Source organism: Vibrio sp. 1401, assembly GCF_033340295.1.
Map to the genome: position 1 here is coordinate 1 of NZ_JAWOWF010000892.1, position 505 is coordinate 505.

The following is a 505-nucleotide window of genomic DNA, read 5'->3' on the forward strand; positions in this document are numbered from 1 at the left end:
GCATCCGAAGAAAAATATTCTGAATCAGATCTATTAGATAGACCGTTAATGGAACGCTATATTTTAGATGAACTTAAATCCTTACGTCAGGATTACCAAAGGCTTGAAAAGCAAATGATCACCGAAATCACCGATCGTGAATTAACGGTGGCGGATAAATCGCTGAACTACGCAAATGTGACGGTAACGTACTTCTTCTACATCATCGCGGGCGTGGCATCATTGATCGCCTTTGTAGGTTGGCAGTCGCTGCGCGAGTTTAAGCACAACACAAAAGAAATGGCGGACAAGCGATTGGAAAAAATCGCTCAAGAATATGAAAAGAAATTTGTTGCGCTGGAGCGAGATTTAAAACGCAAAACTCGCATCATCAGTGAAAACAACAAAGAGATTGAAAAGATCAACGAAATCCACAACTTGTGGTTACGTGCTCAAAGTTCGCAAACGCCGGAACAACGTATTGAGATTTATGACGAAATCTTGGTAATTCGACCTGGTGACCTTG

The 505-nt window shown here is 41.6% G+C and carries 1 pseudogene; it reads left to right on the forward strand.

From position 1 onward, the window contains the following. Nucleotides 1-505 (forward strand): annotated as a pseudogene (locus R7Z77_RS28750) (hypothetical protein); the annotation flags it as partial.